Below are 17,795 nucleotides of genomic sequence, written 5' to 3'. Positions count from 1 at the left end.
GTCCTGGACCGGACGGCCGCAGCGCCTGTCGGGCAGCCGAGGCCCTGCGGTCCGCGGTCCGGTCGGTCAATTCCTGAACGTTTCCTGAACGCCTTCCACGCTGTTCGGGGGTGCCGCTTTCGGAGGATCGGACCGGCGGTGCCGTGATGCGATCACCGTGATGACTCCCGCGAGGAGAATCCCGAGGACCAGGCTGATCGGTCCCGTACCCCATTGCAGTCCGTCCCCATAAGGGGCGGGTACGGAAAGCCAGTCCGCGACGGAGGCACCCAGGGGACGGGTGACGGTGTAGGCGAACCAGAATGCCAGGACTTCGTTGAGACGGAACCAGCGATAGCCGGCCGCCGGGATCAGGATGATTCCGAGGAAGACGAAGGACGAGGCCAAAGTACCGAGTCCCAGGGTCACGGCCGCGAAATCACCCGCGGCCGTTCCCAGCGCGAAGGTGCACAGGACGGTCAGCCAGTAGAACAGCTCCCGCAGACGATTGTCGATGCTGTGCACGTCCAGGGTGCGCTGTGTCGCGTACCAGGCGGCGAAGACGCCGATCTGGACGGCCACCAGCATCAGCGTGGAAGCGTAGAGCGGCATCCCCAGATCCTTGTTCAGGAAGTCCGCCGACATCGTTCCGAATATGCTCACCGCGGTCACCGCGAGCCAGTAGACCCACGGAATGTATTTCGTGGTGCCGATCTGCCCGGCCAGGCAAACGAGGAGCAGGACCAGCCCCATCAGCATCGCGGCATGCTGTCCGATGTAGTCGTTGAAGAAGACGTAGTCCGAGAAGGACTCACCGAATCCCGTGGTGCACAGTTTCGCGATCCAGAAGATGAGGGTGATCTCCGGCACTTTCATGGCCATGGTCGCTGGTCGAGTTCTCATGTCGCGACGCTAAAAGCAGCCCCGGGAGCGGCACATCCGACAATGGTGGCCACTTTCCGGCGGATGTAAGACCTTCGATTGATGCCGCCGGGACCGCCCTTCCGTACTGTCGGCGGGGTGAAGCACCTCCGACCGGCGCACCGACCGTCCCGGGACCGCCCGTCCCTGTCCCTCGTCCTGCTCCTCGGGCCGCCCGTCCTGTGCGCCGTCGCCGCGTCGCACGAGTTGCTCTACAACCGGTCCGGAGTGCTGGACTGGGTGCTGGCGGCCGCGGTGATCTGTCCCCTCCTGCTGCGCCGCCGGGCTCCGGTCGCCGTGTTCTGGTTCTGCTGGGCCGTGGCGATGGCGACCTGGGCGCTCGGCACGGTCTCGTTCTCCGAGTTCGCGGTGCTCGTCGCGCTCTACACCGTCGCCGCCCACCGCGGCCTGCGGCACTCGCTCGGTGCCGCGACGGCCGTCGAGCTCGGCGTCGTCCTGGTGGCCGTACGGTTCGCTCCGGCCGCGAGCGTCAACGACGCCTTCGTCATCCTCAGCGGACTGGCCGCGGCGGCGTTCTTCCTCGGCACCACCGTGCGCGCCCAGCGCCGCTACCTCGCCTCCATCGAGGACCGTGCGCAGCGACTGGAACAGGAACGCGCCCAGCAGGCACAGCTCGCCGCGGCGGCCGAACGCACCCGGATCGCGCGGGAGATGCACGACATCGTGGCCCACGGTCTGGTGGTCGTCGTCGCCCTCTCCGAGGCAGCGGCGGCGACCACGGCGACCGATCCGGAGGGCGCCCGGGGGAAGATGCTCCTGGCCGCGTCGACCGGTCGGCAGTCCCTCGCCGGAATGCGCCGGCTCCTCGGCGTCCTGCGGGCCGAGGACGGTGGCGACCGTGCCCCGCAGCCCGACCTCGGCTCGCTCAAGGCCCTGGTGGACGAGACCCGCGGCACCGGCCTTGACGTCCGGCTGACCGAGACCGGCGACCGCACGACCCTGAGCGCTCAGGCGCAGACGACGCTCTACCGGATCCTTCAGGAGTCGCTCACGAACGTCGTCAAGCACGCCCGGGACGCGTCACGGGTGGATGTCGTCCTGCTGCACGACGGTGACCTCGTCGGCTTCAGCGTCACCGACGACGGCAAGACGTCCCCCGGGACCGACGCCGGGGCGGAAGGAAAGGCCGGCAACGGACTGACCGGGATACGGGAACGGGTCGCCATGTTCGACGGTGATCTCCGGGCGGGGCCCACCCCGTCCGGATGGGTCGTGTCGGGCGAACTGAAGCTGGGAGAACCGCGATGACGATCTCGGTCCTCCTCGCCGACGACCAGGCACTCGTCCGCATGGCCTTCCGCAGCCTCCTCGACACGATGCCGGACATCACCGTCCTCGGCGAAGCCGCCGACGGGCAGGAGGCCGTCGACCTCACGCGGCGCACGCTGCCGGACGTGGTGCTCATGGACGTACGCATGCCGGTCATGGACGGCATCGAGGCAACCCGGCGCATCACCGCCGCGACAGCCTCCCGCGTCCTGATCCTCACCACCTTCGACCTCGACGAGTACGCCTTCGAGGGCCTCCGCGCGGGAGCCTGCGGATTCCTCCTCAAGGACGTCGTCCCGACCGTGCTGCGGGCGGCGATCCGGTCCGTGGCCTCCGGCGACGCCGTCCTCACCCCGCGCATCACCCGAGGTCTCGTCGACCGCTTCGCCCAGATCGCCCCGTGGCCCCACGCGGACGACGCCGGTGCCCTCTTCGCCCGACTGACACCCCGCGAGAAGGACGTGTTCCACCTCATCGCCGCCGGCCTGTCGAACGCCGAGATCGCGGAGCGCCTCTTCCTCACCGAGGCCACGGTCAAGACCCACATCACCCGCATCCTCACCAAACTGCGGCTCCGCGACCGTGTGCAGGTCGTGATCTTCGCCTACGAACATCAGCTGCGCCCGCACGGCGAGTAGCGGGGGCGGAGTCCGGGTGGGCGGCGCCCTCGTCGGCGTCCGTCCGGCGTTTCACCCCAGTTCCAGCACCACCTTCCCCACCGCCTCCCCACTCCGCAGCCGCCGCACAGCCTCCGTCAACCCCTCGATGCCATGCCTCTCGATCTCCAACGTCAGCTCCCCGGACCGCAGTTCCGCCAACAGCCCCTCCGCATCGGCCGCGATCTCCTTGCCCCGCGTCATCAGGTTCACCGGCAGCAGGGACACGTCGGCGAGCAGGAAGTCCGCGAGGTCGACGGTGAGTTCGCGGCCGGCGGTGTAGCCGACGAGCGCGACCCGGCCCCGGGGTCGGACCAGCGGAAGCGCGTCGCGCAGGACCGGGCCGCCGACCGTGTCGACGACCACGTCGACCGGGCCGCCCACGGACTCGGCGGACAGGTCGGAGGCCAGGACGGACTTCGCGGGGGCCGGCACGTGGGTGAGCTTGGCCGGGCGTCCGACGACCCCGATCACCTCGGCCCCGGCCCGCGCGGCGACCTGCACCGTCATCGCCCCGACCGCGCCCGCCGCGCCGGTCACCAACACCCGCTCCCCCGGCTGGACTTGCGCGACCGCGTGCACCGCCGCCCACGCCGTGCCCACCGGCGAGAACCAACTGCACGCCAGCGCAGGGTCCGTGCCCTCCTCCACGGCCTCCGCGGCGGCGTCCGGCACCAGCGCGTGCTCCGCCCAACAGCCGTCGCGGCGCAGGCCGAGGGCCTTGCCGCCGAGCCGGACAAGGGAACCCTCGGGGTGGGTGTCCGAGGCGAGGACGACCCCGCATCCTGTGGTGCCCGGTACGGCCGGCAGGTCGGGGAGGATGCCGAACTTGCCGTCCACGACGTTCAGATCGAGGTGGCCGACCTGGGCCGCCCGCATCCGTACGAGGGTGTGGCCGGGGCGGGGTTCCGGCACCGGCCGCTCCACCAGGCGGGGCAGCGAGCCGAAGCTCTCCAGGACCAGGGCGCGGGACTTGGCGGTCGTCACAACTTGACTCCGTATCGACGCAGTACGCGGGACGCGACGATCCGCAGGACGCGGTCGAAGACGAACCCGAGGATTCCCAGGGTGATGATGCCGACGAAGACCCAGTCGATCCGCCCGTAGTTGCGGGAGGTCCAGATCAGCGAGCCGAGACCGACCTGGGAGGCGACGATCTCGGCGGAGACGATGGTCAGGAAGCTGTTGCCCATGGCGAGGCGGGCGCCGGTGACGATGTGGGGCACGGTCGAGGGCAGCACGATGCTCCGCAGGATCTGGCGGCGGTTCGCGCCCAGGTTCCGGGCCGCGCGCAGCTTGGACTCGCTCACCGCCATGACACCGGCGCTGGTGTTGACCGTGACGATGAAGACGGCCGTGTAGAAGATCAGGACGACCTTCGACGACTCGCCGATGCCGAGCCACACCACCGCCAGGGTCACGAAGGCGACCGGCGGGATGAAGCGGAAGAACTCGATGTAGGGCTCCAGGAGTTGGCGCACCACCGGGACCTGTCCGACGAGCAGTCCCACCGGTGCCCCGACGAGGACGCCGAGTCCCCAGCCGATCAGGATGCGGCGGCTGGAGGCGATGATCGAGTTGGTCAGCGTGCCGTCCGACGCCAACTGCCGTGCCGCGCTGAGGGTTTCGCTCGGCGAGGCGACCAGCGAGGAGCCGTAGGCCGTCGCCAGCAGTTGCCAGACGGCGAGGCCGACGAGGACGGACAGGGTGTACATGCCGAGTGCGCGCAGGCGGCCCGTGGTCGCCCGGGCCTGGCGTTTCCTGGTCTCCGCGCTTCCGGTGGCGGCGGCCGTCGCGACGGTCATCGGGCGTCCTCCTCGGTCTCGGGCGACGGGGCGTCGAGGCCCTGGTCGCGCAGGGACTTGCGGACCTCTTCGCCGATGTCCGCCCGGAGTTGGCGGCGGAGTTCGACGGCGGCCGGGTCGTCCTCGTCGCGCGGCCTGGGCAGGTCGACGGGGTAGACGGACTTCACCGAGGCCGCCGGGCCCGCCGTCATCACGGCGATGCGGTCGGCCAGCAGGATCGCCTCGTCGATGTCGTGGGTGACGAAGACGACGGTGCAGCCCGAGGCACGCCAGATGCGGTCGGTCTCCTCCTGCATGACCTGCCGGGTCTGCGCGTCGAGTGCGCCGAAGGGTTCGTCCATCAGGACTACGCCGGGTTCGTTGGCCAACACCCTCGCGATCTGGACGCGTTGGCGCATACCACCGCTGAGTTGGCCCGGGAAGCGGTCCGCGCAGTGGCGTAGGCCGACCAGGCCGAGGTATTCGTCGGCCAGTTTCGCCTGTTCGGCGCGTGAGGCGCCGCGCATGCGCGGGCCGTAGGCCACGTTCTGACGGACCGTCATCCAGTCGAAGAGGGCCTCGCTGCTCTGGAAGACCATGCCCAACTCCGGGTCGGGGCCGGTGATCCGGGTCCCGCCGACGCTGAGGCTGCCCTCGTCCACGGTCACGAAGCCGGCCATCGCCGACAGCAGCGTGGACTTGCCGCAGCCGCTCGGGCCGAGGAGACACAGGAACTCACCGGCGGCTATGTCGAGGGAGATGTCCCGGACGGCCTGGAAGGAGTCGAAGCGGATGCCGACGCCGTCCGCGCACAGGGCGGCGCCACGGACCTTCGACCGGGCGGTCTCCACGACCTCCGTCATCACGATGTTCCCTTCAAGTGCTGGGTGAACCAACCGCGTTGGACGGCCGTCGTGACATCGGGCTGGGCCTTGACCTTGCCGGAGTCCACGAAGAACTTGGCCGTGTCCGCGTACCCCTTGAGGTCCGTGTCGGTGAAGTCGCGGGTGCCGAAGTCGATTTCCTTGATGGCGGTCAGGGTCTGGGCGGCCGGGACCTTCACGGCCTTCTCGGTCGCGTCGGCAGCGGCCTTCGGGTCGCTCTCGGTGAGCCGGGCCGCCTCCTGAAGGGTCTCGGCGACCTTGGTGGCGGTGTCCGGGTTGGCCTTCAGCCAGGCCGCGCTGGTGAGCAGCCACTGGGAGTAACTCAGGCCGTAGGCACCGGTGTTCTCCAGGATGTGCCCGCCCTGCGCGACGCCCTTGGTGGGCCAGGGTTCCCACAGGACGTACGCGTCGACGTCGCCCTTCTGCATCAGGGCCGGGATCTCGGGCGGGTCGGCGGTGACGAACTTGACCGACTTCGGGTCGATGTTCTTCGACTCCAGGAAGCGGGTGGCCGCGAGTTCGGAGAGTCCGGGGGCCACGGCCATCTTGCGTATCTGCGAAGGGGACTTGACCTTCTGGCCGAGGACGACCTTGAGGTACTTGCCGGACTGCTCGTAGACCAACAGGGAACGCAGGTCCGGGTCCTGGGGCAGCATGCTGATCGTGGTGGTGTCGGAGTTGCCGGACAGCTGGACCTGGCCGGCGACGAGGTTGTTGACGCCCTCGCTGCCCTGCCCGAACTGGACCAGCTGGACGTTCACTCCGTGCTTGGCCCAGAGGCCTTTCGCGTCGGCGAGGAAGAAGGGCGCGTACGAGGCGTCGATGCCGACGCCGATGCGGATCGTGGGGCCCGCGGCGTTCTTGCCGGAGCCGGAGCCCGCGGCCGAGTCGGTGGTGCCCGCGCCGCACGCGGTGAGCGTGAGGAGTGCGACGGCGAGGGCGGTGGGGCCTGCGAGGGGGTGGCGTGTCGTGGACCGTGTCTCCATGAGTACCTCAGAGGTCGATGGGAGACCGCCGGCTTCGGCTGGTCGGTGGGGGGCGGCACGGGATCTGGCGCACCGTAGAACGGGGAGTGTCGCCCGCGCATCGACGAGGGTCCGCTGACCGGGACGCGCAGGTGAGCCCCGGTCTCCGGGCGCGTCCGTGCGGTGCGGTCTGCTCAGCGGGACGGGTCCCTTGGGCGGATCCGGCGGTCCGTCGCATGCTCGCCGCACAGGCATCCCGGCAGCAGGAGGACGCGCACGATGACGGTCGACGACTCTCCCGACACCCAGCCACCGGTCCGGAGCCGCCGCAGACCCATGGGTGAGCCCGGCCGCCAGGACTGGAAGTCGTGGCCGCACTACGACGCGGCGGGCGCGGGCTTCCGCGGCTACTGGTACCCGGTGACCTGGTCGAGCCAGATCACGGCCGACCCGCTCCCGTTCACGATCTGCGGCGAGAAGATCACCCTGATCCGGGACGGCGGCACAGCCTACGCGCTGCACAACCGCTGCCCGCACCGCGGCGTCCCGCTCTCCGAGGGCGACCAGCAGTTCCCGGGCACGATCAGCTGCCCGTACCACGGCTGGACCTTCGACCTGCCCACCGGCAAGCTCGCCGCCGTCATCACCGACGGCCCCGGCTGCCGCCTCACCGGCAAGGTCTCGGTGCGGACGTACCCGGTCGAGGAGCGCCTCGGCATGGTGTGGGTGTACATCCCCCTCGCCGACGAGGAACCGCACTCCATCGACTCGCAGTTGCCCGAGGAACTCGTCGAGAACGCCTTCGTGATGGGCGGCCGGATCGACCCGCGCAGCGGCAACTGGCGCTTCGCCTGCGAGAACGGCTTCGACGAGGGACACGCCAAGTACCTGCACCGCACGGCACTTTGGCGCCTGTTCAAGCCGATGCCCACCTGGAACATCACCCGCGTCGTCCCCAAGGGCCGCTGGATCTTCCGGGTCCAGGACGAGGTCTACTGGGAGGCGGACTTCCCCGGCGTCGGCCGCTGGACCAACAAACGCTGGTGGAAGGCCCAGCCGCCGAAGGAGACCTTCAACATCGGCAACACGGGCAAGCCGGACAAGGTCAACCCGACGATCGAGGCCCAGGAGTTCCCCGGCTTCGCGTCCCTGTCGATGCCGGGCGTACTGCGCATCGCGTACCCGAACTTCATCCACTACGAGTTCTACGTCCCCGTCGACGAGGACAACCACCGCTATGTCGGCGTGATGGTCAACTTCACCGAGGGCTGGGACACCCTGCGTTTCTACGCCAAGTACCTCGGTGCGATCCGCTGGTTGTTCCACGGCCAGTTCTCCGGCCAGGACGCCTGGATGGTCGACATCACCGACGCGCCCCCGGAGAAGCTCTACCGCCCCGACATCTCGCTGACCGCCTGGCGGAACCTCAGCGAGGAGGAGTACGGCAAGAAGCTCGCCGGCACCGACACCGGCACCGTTTCCGACGAGAAGAAGGCATGACCATGGGCCGCACCCTGCTCACCCTGCTGATCGGAGCCGGTATCGCCCTCGGGCTCCCGCTCGCCAAGAAGCGCTTCGAGCGCACGACCATGACCCAGGTCCACAGGATCAACCAGTGACCACGGCAAGCGAGTTGACCGGTCTCGACGACCGTCGGCGCGGCTGGGTCGAGGACGCCTGGCAACAGGTCTCCGGCGACCGGCTGCGCGAGCTGATCACCGGGCTCGTCGACATCCCGAGCCCCACCGGCGACGAGCGCCCCCTCGCCGAGCACATCGCCGCGACCCTCACGGCCGCCGGCTGCCGTGGTCAGGTCCAGCCGCTGGACGACCGGCAGGCCAACGCCTGGGCCCGGCTGTCCGGCGACGGAACCGGCCCGGACCTCATGCTCTACGCGCCCATCGACACCCTGACCGTGGGCGAGGAGAGCGAGGATCTCCCATGGATCGGGCCGGAGTTGCGGGACGACATGCGTCCGCGGGCCACGGTCCACGACGACCTCGTCGTCGGCCTCGGCGCCTCCAACCCGAAAGGCCACGCGGCCTGCGTGATGATGGCGGCCGAGGCGATCGCGCTGGCCGGCGTCCCCCTCACCGGCGACCTGGTCGCGGCGTTCGGCGCGGGCGGCATGCCCACCAACGCGCGACCCGGCTCCACCCGCCTCAACACCGGCCAGGGCGCGGGCTGTTCGTTCCTCCTGGAACAGGGCGTCTGGACCGACTACGCCCTCATCGCCAAGCCCGGCTGGACGGTCTCCTGGGACGAGGTCGGCCTGGTCTGGTTCAAGGTGACGGTCCACGGCACCCACACCTACGTCGGCTCCCGCCACCGCCTCCCCTACGACAACGCCGTCGCCCGCGCCGGCGAGGTCGCCCGGCACCTGGAGGAGTGGTTCGTCGAGTACGCCGACCGGCACACCTCCGGCACGGTCGCGCCGCAGGGCATCGTCTCCTCGATACAAGGAGGTTGGCCCCGGATGTCGGCGGTGACACCGGCGTCCTGCACCCTCATGGTGGACCTGCGCATCGCCCCGGAGACGACCCCGATGCAGGCCAAGCGGGAGTTCCTCGCGGCCATCGACGCCCTGCGCGAGAAGAACCCGGGCATCGACGTCTCCGCCGACATGGTCCTGTCCATCCCCGGCACCCGCACCGACCCCGACAGCTGGATCTGCCGTAGCGCGACGGCGAGTTGGGCCGCGTTCGAGGGGCGCGAGCACGAGGTGATCCGGGGCAACAGCGGGGCCACCGACGCCAACATCCTGCGCGGGCGCGGTATCCCGACCGTGCGGGTCGGCATGCCGAAGGTGACGGACTCGCTGTTCGACATCGACTTCGCGCGGGGCATGAACACCGTCTCCGTGCGAGCGATGGAGAAGCTCACGCGCCATCTGATCCGCACGGCGGTCGACACCGTGACCCGCTCCCGCGCCGAAGTGGCCTCCCTGGCGGAAGGAACGACAGCATGACCGAGATCGTCCTGGGCGTGGGCGCCTCGCACAGCACGCTGATGAACACCCACTGGGAGGAGACCTTCCACAAGGACCGGGCCGAGCGGTTCCGTGACGCGCTCGCCGAGGCGCGGGAGGCGCTGCTCGCGGCCCGCCCCGACACGGTGATCCTGATCGGCTCCAACCACTTCCGCGGCTTCTGGCTGGACCTGATCCCGAGCTTCACGATCGGGGTCGGCGAGTGCGTCGCGAGCGGCGAGTCGGGCACCCCGAAGGGCCCGCAGCCGGTGGATGTCCCGCTGGCCCGGCACATCGCCAACTCCCTTGTGGAGAGCGGCGGTTTCGACCCGGCGTTCTCGGCCAGGCTCCAGATCGACCACGGTCAGTCGCACGCCATCCAGTACCTCTTCGAGGGCCTGGACGTCGAGATCGTGCCGATCGTCGTGAACGTCTTCGCCCCGCCGCTGCCCACCCTCGCCCGCTGTGAGGAGTTGGGCCGCGCGATCCGGGACGCCGTCCTCGCCTTCCCCGGCGACCGTCGTGTCGCGGTGGTCGGCTCGGGCGGGCTCTCGCACCGGCTGCCCTGGCCGGACTGGCGTGAACCGCACGGCGACGACGAGGAGTTCATGGTCGGCGCCTGGCTGAACGGCCGGGAGAACTGGCAGGACTACGACGTCCGGCGCCGCGAGATCATCCGCGCCGCCGAGGCCGCGCTCAACCCGGAATTCGACGACGAGTTCCTGTCCCTCGTGGAACAGGGCGAGATCCGGCGGCTCATGGCGTACAGCACCGAGGAGTTGGAGAAGGTCGCCGGCAACGGGGCGCAGGAGCTGCGCACTTGGCTGCTGATGTCGGCCGTGCTCGACCACGTGCCCGGCCGCCGGCTGGCGTACGAACCGATGCCCGAGTGGCTCACCGGGATGGGTGTAGCCGTCCTCGACCCCCAACAGGCCCCCACCGAAAGGCAGTAAGGCAGTCATGAGCATCTGGACCGAACTCTCGGGCATCGACTACCGCCACGCGTACGTCGATACCGGCGATGTCACCACCCGCGCCCTCCAGGCCGGCCCCGAGGACGGCGAGCACGTCGTGTTCCTGCACGGCACGACCGGCCACCTGGAGGCGTTCGTCCGCAACATCCCGGCGCACGCCGAGGCCGGCTACCGCTGCCACGCCATCGACATGCTCGGCCACGGCTACACCGGCAAGCCCGACCGGCCGGGCGAAATCCCGGCGTACGTCGACCACTTGATGGCCTACCTCGATGCCGTGGGTGCCGAACGCGCGCACCTGGTCGGCGAGTCGCTGGGCGGCTGGGTCGGATCCTGGGCGGCGAGCGAGTACCCGGACCGGGTCTCCTCCCTCCAGCTCCTGTGCATGGGCGGCACGAAGATCAACCCGGCGGTGACGGAGCGGCTGAAGACCTCGACGCGCGCCGCGGCCATGGAGCCGGAGATCTCGTACACCCGCGACCGGCTGGCGCTGCTGTGGGCCGAGTGGGACGAGGACCTGGGCGAGGAGCTGACCCAGGTGCGCTACGAGATCTACCACCACCCCGACTTCCAGGAGAACCTGCACAACCTGCTGGCGCTCCAGGAGGTGGAGGCGCGTGAGCGGAATCTGCTGCGACCCGACCGCATGGCGCGGATCAAGGCGCCGACGCTGGTGGTGTGGGGCAACAAGAACCCGCTCGGGGACGTACCGGAGGCCGAGGCGATCGCCGCCGCGATCCCGGGAGCACGGCTGGAGATCTTCACAGAATGCGGACATTGGCCGCAACATGAGAAGGCCACCCTGTACAACCCCCTGAGTCTCGCGTTCCTCGCAGAGTCGTCGTCCGCCCACCGACAGTGAGATTCCCGCCGTAACCGTTGACCGTGAGGTGCCCGCCATGACCGTCGTCCCGATCGCCCGCGCCGCGGCCTACACTCCCCCGCCTCCCGTCACCGCGGCCTCCGCGTCCGCGTCTCCCGACTCGATGAACTCCGTCCTCGGCAAGGTGCGGCCCATCCTGGAGGCGTTCACGGTCGACGACGAGTCGCTCTCCCTCGCGGATCTCGTGCGCCGTACGGGGGTCGCCAAGGCCACGGTGCACCGGCTCTGCCAGGAGCTGGTCGTCTGGGGTCTGCTGGAGCGGGCGGGGTGCGACTACCGGCTCGGGCTCAGACTCTTCGAGATCGGTCAGCGGGTGCACCGCCAGCGGATCCTGCGCGAGGTGGCGCAGCCGTACATGGAGGATCTGCTGCTCGCCACGCAGGAGACGATCCACTTCGCGATCCACGACGGCCTCGATGTCGTCTATCTGGAGAAGATCCTGCCGCACCGGGGCCTGAGCGAGGAGTCCCGGGTGGCGGGGCGGCTCCCGCTCTACTGCACGGCCACCGGCAAGGCGATCCTGGCCTTCTCCCCCGCGACGCTGTTCGGGGAGGTGGTCAGAAACGGGCTGAAACCGTTCACCCGGCACACGATCACCTCGCCGGGGCGGCTGCGCGGCCAGGTGGAGCGCATCCGGGAGGAGGGCATCGCGACCGAGGCGGAGGAGGTCAGACTCGGCTACATGAGCATGGCCGTGCCCGTCTTCGGCCGGCAGAACACCCTCGCCGGCGCCCTCTCGATCACCGCCCCGACCTACCGCGTGGACGCAGCCGCACACGCGAGCGCGCTGCGCACCGCGGGTCTGGGCATCGGCAGGTCGCTGCGGTCGGCCCTGTGAACGCCCTGGACGAGGTACTCACCCGGGCCCGAAGTCTCGTCGGCCGGTGGGAGGACGAGGACTGCGGCACGGTCACCGTCAAGGACTTCTGCCGCTACGCCGCCGCGCTGAACGACGCCGACTACATCGACCGGGCCCGGAAACGGGAGGCGACGGGCGAGCCGGTCGAGGCCCCCGCCCTGTTCCTCGCCGCCACCATGAGCTGGGAAGACGGCCCACCCGAACGGGAGTTGAGGCCCGACGGACTGGCCACCCGCGAGTCACCGTGTACCGCCGGCCTGCCGGTCCGCCAGGTGCACGGCGGCCAGACCGTACGGCTGCTCAAGTCCCCGGTCGCGGGGTGCCGTGTCACCGCCTCCCGCGCCGTCACCTCCGCCGAACGCAAGCAGGGCCGCTCCGGCGCCTTCGTGCTGCTCGGCCTGACCACCCGCTTCACCTCGGCGGACGGCACCGAACTGACCGCCGTCGACGAGACCATCGTCGTGATGGAAGCACTCGACTCCCCCGGAGCCGCATGAACCCGCCCGTCGCCGGTGACATCTGCCCGCCGCAGCGGTACACGCACAGCACGGTCCAGCTCTTCCGCTTCAGCGCCGTGTCGTGGAACTCCCACCGCATCCACTACGACGCCGGGTTCGCGGCTTCCGAGGGCTTCCCGGACGTCGTCGTACAGTCCACGCTGCACGGCGAGACCCTCACCCGGTACGCGTTGGCGTGGGCCGGGCCGAACTCCCGTCTGGAGACGGTGAGTTGGCGCAACCGTACGACCGCCGTGGCCGATGAGCCCCTCACCTGGACCGGGACCGTGCAGACAGTAGAGGGCGCACATGTGTCCCTGGAGGTCGCCGTCCTCAAGGCCGACGGCTCTCCGTGCGTGACGGGAACGGTCCAACTCGCCCTCGTCTGACCCCCCGTCCCGGCAGCCGGACCGGTTCCATTGGGCGCTGAGCAGTCCGTTCCTACGCTCCTGAACCATGAGCGTTCCTATAGATGCGCCGGTCCAGTCACCGGTGATCGAGACCGACATCCTGATCATCGGCGCCGGCCCGTCCGGCCTCTACGGCGCCTACTACGCCGGCTTCCGCGGACTGCGGGTCACGGTGATGGACGTCCTGCCGCAGTGCGGCGGGCAGATCAGCGCGATGTACCCGGAGAAGCCCATCTTCGACATCGCCGGGTTCCCGTCGGTGCGCGGTCGTGACCTCGTCGACAACCTGGTCGCGCAGGCCGCGCCGTACGGCGTCCGGTATCTCCTCGGGGAGCGGGCGGTCGATCTGGCCCACGACCGCGAGGGCCGTCCCGTAGTCCGTACCGACACCGGAACGGCCGTGCGGGCGGAGGCAGTTGTCATCACGGGCGGGGTGGGGACGTTCACGCCCCGGGCGTTGCCGGCGGGCGAGGGCCATCTCGGGCGCGGGCAGGTGTACTTCGTGCCTGACCCGGCCGAGCACGCCGGTCATGACGTGGTCGTGGTCGGCGGCGGGGACAGTGCCTTCGACTGGGCGGCGCTGCTCGCCCCGATCGCCCGGTCCGTCACCCTCGTCCATCGCAGTGCGCGCTTCCGGGCGCACGCGGCGAGCGTGGAGAAGGTGCGCGCGCTCGGCATCGAGATCATCACCGACTCCGAAGTGAGCGCCCTGCACGGCGAGTTGGGGGTCGAGCAGGTCGAGGTGCGGCACCGGGTGGAGAAGACCGTCCGGCTGCTGCCCGCCCGTACCGTCGTCGCCGCCCTCGGCTTCATCGCCGACCTTGGACCGCTCCAGACCTGGGGGCTCGAACTCCAGGCGCGGCGGATCGCCGTGGACACGCGGATGGCGACGAATCTGCCCCGCGTGTTCGCCGCCGGGGACATCACCGACTACCCGGGCAAGGTGCGGCTGATCTCCGTCGGCTTCGGCGAGGCCGCCACCGCCGTGAACAACGCGGCCACCGTCATCGACCCCGAGGCCGCGCTGTTCCCCGGCCATTCCACCGAGAAGGAGAACTAGTCATGGCCTACGTCATCGGATCGGCCTGCGTCGACATCATGGACCGGTCCTGCATGGAGGAGTGCCCGGTCGACTGCATCTACGAGGGCGAGCGCAAGCTCTACATCAACCCCGTGGAGTGCATCGACTGCGGCGCCTGCGAGACGGCCTGCCCCGAGCAGGCGATCACCGTCGACCGGCTCGCCGACCCGGAGTTCCGCGCAGACAACCGCCGCTTCTTCGAGGAGCCCCTGTCCGGCCGTACGGCACCGCTCGGCAGCCCCGGCGGGGCGACCGCGCTGGGACCGGTGGGCGCCGACACGGCCTTCGTGAACTCGCTGTGATCTTCGGTGAGTGGCTCAAATCTGCGTTTCCAGGGGTGGCGCAATCCTGCGCGCCCCGAGGGAATTCCAAGCGAAAGCTGCACCGCAACACCGGCATATCCTCGCCCGCCCACACTCCTCCTTACCAGTTCCCACGGAGAGGAGTGAACACGGTCCTATGACGGAGCGAACAGTCCTGGCCGGAATGACGTTGATCGACGGCACCGGAGGTGCCGCACGGACGAACGCGACCGTGGTGATCGACGGCGCCGTGATCACCGAGGTGGGCGACGCGGACAGCGTGGCGACGACCCCGTCCGACACGGTGTACGACCTGCGGGGGACGACCCTGCTGCCCGGTCTCGTCGACTGCCATGTGCACCTGCGGTCCAACGCGGGCTCCCGCCCCCAGGACGTGCAGCTGTGGAACATGCTGACGTCGACCGAGGAGCAGACCCTGCATGCCGCGGCCAACGCCCGTGAGGCGCTGCGGTCCGGTTTCACCACGGTCCGGGACACGGCAGGTTCGCTGCCCGAGGTGGCGGTCAAGCACGTGATGGACGAGCACGTCCTCGACGGGGCGCGGGTCGTCGCGTCAGGACTCGTCGGTATGACGGCGGGGCATGGCGACATGTTCTGCCCGGCGACCCTCGACGAGAAGCGGATGTGGCCGCCGGCCGACGGCGCGGACGAGTGCCGCAAGCGGGTCCGGGAGTACGCCCGCATGGGCGTGGACCTGATCAAGATCTGCACGAGCGGCGGCACACTCTCCGTCGGCGACAAGACCTCGTGGCGCAACTACACGGACGCCGAGATCGACGCGATCGTCGACGAGGCGCACGCCCTGGACCTGCGGGTCGCGGCCCACGCGCACACCCGGGCCGGGATCACGGCCGCGCTGGTCGCCGGGGTGGACACGCTGGAGCACGGTTCCGACCTCGACGAGGATCTCGTCGAACTGATGCTGGAGCAGGGCACGTTCCTCTGCCCGACTCTGTCGATCAGCGAGTTCATGACCGAGCACGGGCGCCAACGCGGCCTGGTCACCGAGCAGTTGGACAAGGCGGAGCTGCTCCGCGAGCGCCGGCTCATGTCCGTACGCCGTGCCTATCGGGCCGGGGTGCGGATCATCTCGGGCAGCGACTCCTCCAACACGATGCGGTTCGGCAATCACGCCCGTGAACTGGTGCTGCTGCACGAGCAGATCGGCATGACGCCGGCGGAGGTCCTGGTCGCGGCGACCTCCGCCGCCGCCGAGGCCCTCGGTCTCGGGGCCAGGACGGGGACGGTCGCCCCAGGCAGGTGGGCCGACCTCCTGCTGGTGGACGGCGACCCGCTCGCCGATCTGAGCGTGCTCAGCGATCGGCGCCGACTGCGCGCGGTGTTCCGCGAGGGCCGGGCGATCGACCCGAACGCGGCCGATGCCGTCCCCGGCGCGCTCACCGCGCGACTCCGTCCCTCCGAACCGACCCGTACGACGCCCCGGGCCTCGGCGCCGGCCGCCGCGATATAAGGGGAGAGATCCAGTGCTGCGTTATCTGTCGATCCGTGTGCTCCGCTCGCTCGCGGTGGTCCTCTGCCTCAGCGCCATCGTGTTCGCCCTGGCGCATCTGGTTCCCGGTGATCCGGCGGCCCTGATCGCCGGCGAGAACTCGACGCCCCAGCTGCGCGCCCAGATCACCCAGCAGCTGGGCCTCGACCAGCCCGTGTGGTCGCAGTACCTGAGCTGGATCGGGCACGCCGTCCGGGGCGACCTCGGCTCCTCCCTGCTGGACGGGCAGAGCGTCGGCGCGCAGGTCGCCGACCGGCTTCCGGTGAGCCTCGAACTGGCCGTCTACGCCGCGGTGATCGCGGTCCTGTGGGGCATCCCGGCGGGCATCTGGTCGGCGATGCACCAGGGGCGCGCCAAGGACCGGGTGGTCAACAGCGCGGCGTTCATGGGGCTCGCCGTGCCGCCGTTCGTGGTCGGCACGGTGATGGTTCTCCTGGTGAGCACGCTGGCACCAACCTGGCCGCTGTTCTCGTTCGTGCCGTTCTCCCAGGACCCGCTCCTCAACCTCCAGGTGCTGCTGCTCCCGGCGATCGCCCTGGGCATCCCGTTCGGCGCGACGCTCTGCCGCTACATGCGGGCCGCCGTCCTCGACGTGGAGGGCCAGGACTTCATGCGGACGGCGGCGGCGAAGGGCGCGGGGCGCCGGCGGCTGATGCTGCGGCACGCGCTGCGCAACGCGCTGGTGCCGGTGGTCACCGCCGGCGGTCTCCAGCTCGGGGTGCTGGTCGGCGGCACGGTCATCGTCGAGCAGGTCTTCGCCCTGCCCGGCCTGGGCTCGCTGATCGTCAACTCCATCACCCAGCACGACTTCACGGTGATCCAGGGCGCGATCCTCGCGCTGGGCGCCTCCTATGTGCTGATCAACCTGGTGACCGACCTGGTCTACCCCCTCATCGACCCCCGCATCCGGACGACTGGAGCCCGCCGTGACGGTTGAATCCACCGCGCCCGCCGTCACCGTGCCCGCGGCGCGCCGACTACGGAGGCCCCGCCTCGGCTGGAACGCGACCCTGACCACGGGTGTCTGCGTCCTCCTCGCGATCGTGGTGCTGTCCCTGCTCATCGGCGTCTTCGGCCGCTACTCGACGACGGACGTCAGCGACTCGCTGCTCACCGGCCCCTCGGGGAGCCACTGGCTGGGCACCGACAACCTCGGCCGCGACCTGTTCACCCGGACCTTCGGGGCGGCCCGCCAGTCCCTCATGGTGGCCTTCGGGGCGACCACGCTGGCCGCGCTGATCGGCATCCCGATCGGTCTCGTCGCGGGCTACAACGCGCGGCGGCTGGACGCGGTGCTGATGGCCGCGATGGACACCGCGATGTCCATTCCCTCTGTACTGCTGGCACTTGTGCTGGTGTCGGTCTTCAGCCCGGGGATGTGGGTCCTCATCGGGGGCATGGGGCTGATCTTCGTGCCCTACTTCGCGCGGATCGTGCGGGCTCCGGCGCTCACCGTGCGCGAGCGGGACTTCGTGTCGGCGGCGCGCATCGCGGGCGTACCGACCCCGGTGATCATCGGCCGCCATGTGCTGCCGAACGTGCTGTCCTCCGCGCTCGTCCAGTACGCCAACACGGCCGCGACCTGCGTCCTGGTCGAGGCGTCCCTGAGCTATCTGGGCCTCGGTATCCAGCCTCCGACGCCCAGTTGGGGCCGGATGATCTTCGAGGGCCAGCGCTACATGAAGGACGACCCGCTGCTGGTGATCGTCCCCGGCATCACCCTGGCCATCGCCACCGCGGCCTTCGGCCTCATCTCCGACGGCCTCCAGGAACAGCTCAACCCGCGCGGCAAGCGCCGCACGCCCTGAACA

The 17,795-nt window shown here is 70.0% G+C and carries 20 protein-coding genes; 15 read left to right on the top strand and 5 right to left on the bottom strand.

Translation table 11 applies throughout. From position 1 onward, the window contains the following. Positions 1-66: 66 nt before the first annotated feature. Positions 67-861 (bottom strand): hypothetical protein, encoded by a 795-nt coding sequence (locus R2B38_RS41040; protein ID WP_318020876.1) that lies wholly within the window; start codon positions 859-861, stop codon positions 67-69. A 138-nt stretch (positions 862-999) separates the two neighbouring features. Between R2B38_RS41040 and R2B38_RS41035 the strand changes: the two genes are divergently transcribed. Further along, complete coding sequence (locus R2B38_RS41035; RefSeq protein ID WP_318020875.1) at positions 1,000-2,169, top strand: sensor histidine kinase; 1,170 nt, start codon at positions 1,000-1,002, stop codon at positions 2,167-2,169. Then, positions 2,166-2,828, top strand: coding sequence for a response regulator transcription factor (locus R2B38_RS41030; protein WP_318020874.1), 663 nt, complete (start codon positions 2,166-2,168; stop codon positions 2,826-2,828). The genes R2B38_RS41035 and R2B38_RS41030 overlap by 4 nt, the downstream gene beginning before the upstream one ends. A gap of 51 nt (positions 2,829-2,879) precedes the next feature. Here the strand turns inward: R2B38_RS41030 and R2B38_RS41025 are convergent, their stop codons facing one another. The 4 genes from R2B38_RS41025 to R2B38_RS41010 are packed head-to-tail and all read right to left on the bottom strand — an operon-like array spanning position 2,880 to position 6,500. Continuing rightward, entirely contained in the window at positions 2,880-3,833 is a 954-nt protein-coding gene (locus tag R2B38_RS41025) for a zinc-binding alcohol dehydrogenase family protein (protein WP_318020873.1), read from the bottom strand. Continuing rightward, positions 3,830-4,651, bottom strand: coding sequence for an ABC transporter permease (locus R2B38_RS41020; RefSeq protein ID WP_318020872.1), 822 nt, complete (start codon positions 4,649-4,651; stop codon positions 3,830-3,832). The genes R2B38_RS41025 and R2B38_RS41020 overlap by 4 nt, the downstream gene beginning before the upstream one ends. Continuing rightward, positions 4,648-5,493 carry an ABC transporter ATP-binding protein gene (locus R2B38_RS41015; protein WP_318020871.1) on the bottom strand — a complete coding sequence of 282 codons (846 nt, stop codon included), beginning with the start codon at positions 5,491-5,493 and terminating at the stop codon, positions 4,648-4,650. The genes R2B38_RS41020 and R2B38_RS41015 overlap by 4 nt, the downstream gene beginning before the upstream one ends. Next, positions 5,493-6,500 carry an ABC transporter substrate-binding protein gene (locus R2B38_RS41010; RefSeq protein ID WP_318020870.1) on the bottom strand — a complete coding sequence of 336 codons (1,008 nt, stop codon included), beginning with the start codon at positions 6,498-6,500 and terminating at the stop codon, positions 5,493-5,495. The genes R2B38_RS41015 and R2B38_RS41010 overlap by 1 nt, the downstream gene beginning before the upstream one ends. 258 nt (positions 6,501-6,758) lie before the next feature. On the opposite strand from R2B38_RS41010, the gene R2B38_RS41005 reads away from it, so the two are divergent. The 13 genes from R2B38_RS41005 (at position 6,759) to R2B38_RS40945 (ending at position 17,792) form a co-directional block, all read left to right on the top strand. After that, positions 6,759-7,979: a Rieske 2Fe-2S domain-containing protein gene (locus tag R2B38_RS41005; protein ID WP_318020869.1), complete on the top strand. Its 1,221-nt coding sequence runs from the start codon at positions 6,759-6,761 to the stop codon at positions 7,977-7,979. Further along, the gene (locus tag R2B38_RS41000) at positions 7,976-8,098 is read left to right on the top strand and encodes a hypothetical protein (protein WP_019056058.1); all 123 of its coding nucleotides are present in this window, start codon (positions 7,976-7,978) and stop codon (positions 8,096-8,098) included. Before R2B38_RS41005 ends, R2B38_RS41000 begins: the two co-directional genes overlap by 4 nt. Next, the gene (locus R2B38_RS40995; protein WP_318020868.1) at positions 8,095-9,447 is read left to right on the top strand and encodes a peptidase dimerization domain-containing protein; all 1,353 of its coding nucleotides are present in this window, start codon (positions 8,095-8,097) and stop codon (positions 9,445-9,447) included. Before R2B38_RS41000 ends, R2B38_RS40995 begins: the two co-directional genes overlap by 4 nt. Continuing rightward, complete coding sequence (locus tag R2B38_RS40990; RefSeq protein WP_318020867.1) at positions 9,444-10,400, top strand: catechol 1,2-dioxygenase; 957 nt, start codon at positions 9,444-9,446, stop codon at positions 10,398-10,400. Before R2B38_RS40995 ends, R2B38_RS40990 begins: the two co-directional genes overlap by 4 nt. A 7-nt stretch (positions 10,401-10,407) precedes the next feature. Then, positions 10,408-11,283 carry an alpha/beta fold hydrolase gene (locus R2B38_RS40985; protein ID WP_318020866.1) on the top strand — a complete coding sequence of 292 codons (876 nt, stop codon included), beginning with the start codon at positions 10,408-10,410 and terminating at the stop codon, positions 11,281-11,283. Between the two features lie 37 nt (positions 11,284-11,320). After that, positions 11,321-12,142, top strand: coding sequence for an IclR family transcriptional regulator (locus R2B38_RS40980; protein ID WP_318020865.1), 822 nt, complete (start codon positions 11,321-11,323; stop codon positions 12,140-12,142). Beyond that, positions 12,139-12,660 carry a MaoC family dehydratase N-terminal domain-containing protein gene (locus R2B38_RS40975; RefSeq protein ID WP_318020864.1) on the top strand — a complete coding sequence of 174 codons (522 nt, stop codon included), beginning with the start codon at positions 12,139-12,141 and terminating at the stop codon, positions 12,658-12,660. The genes R2B38_RS40980 and R2B38_RS40975 overlap by 4 nt, the downstream gene beginning before the upstream one ends. After that, the gene (locus tag R2B38_RS40970; RefSeq protein ID WP_318020863.1) at positions 12,657-13,049 is read left to right on the top strand and encodes an acyl dehydratase; all 393 of its coding nucleotides are present in this window, start codon (positions 12,657-12,659) and stop codon (positions 13,047-13,049) included. The genes R2B38_RS40975 and R2B38_RS40970 overlap by 4 nt, the downstream gene beginning before the upstream one ends. Positions 13,050-13,116: 67 nt before the next feature. Then, on the top strand, positions 13,117-14,130 hold the full coding sequence (locus R2B38_RS40965; protein ID WP_318020862.1) for an NAD(P)/FAD-dependent oxidoreductase: 1,014 nt from the start codon (positions 13,117-13,119) through the stop codon (positions 14,128-14,130). Between the two features lie 2 nt (positions 14,131-14,132). Beyond that, complete coding sequence (gene fdxA / locus R2B38_RS40960; protein ID WP_318020861.1) at positions 14,133-14,453, top strand: ferredoxin; 321 nt, start codon at positions 14,133-14,135, stop codon at positions 14,451-14,453. Positions 14,454-14,610: 157 nt separating this feature from the next. Continuing rightward, positions 14,611-15,945 (top strand): amidohydrolase family protein, encoded by a 1,335-nt coding sequence (locus R2B38_RS40955; protein WP_318020860.1) that lies wholly within the window; start codon positions 14,611-14,613, stop codon positions 15,943-15,945. A 13-nt stretch (positions 15,946-15,958) separates the two neighbouring features. Further along, the gene (locus tag R2B38_RS40950) at positions 15,959-16,921 is read left to right on the top strand and encodes an ABC transporter permease (protein ID WP_318020859.1); all 963 of its coding nucleotides are present in this window, start codon (positions 15,959-15,961) and stop codon (positions 16,919-16,921) included. After that, positions 16,911-17,792: an ABC transporter permease gene (locus tag R2B38_RS40945; RefSeq protein ID WP_033280478.1), complete on the top strand. Its 882-nt coding sequence runs from the start codon at positions 16,911-16,913 to the stop codon at positions 17,790-17,792. The genes R2B38_RS40950 and R2B38_RS40945 overlap by 11 nt, the downstream gene beginning before the upstream one ends. Positions 17,793-17,795 lie beyond the last annotated feature (3 nt).

It is taken from the genome of Streptomyces sp. N50 (genome assembly GCF_033335955.1).
In the GTDB taxonomy this organism is placed as follows: domain Bacteria; phylum Actinomycetota; class Actinomycetes; order Streptomycetales; family Streptomycetaceae; genus Streptomyces.
This window is presented reverse-complemented; position numbering and strand designations above follow the sequence as displayed.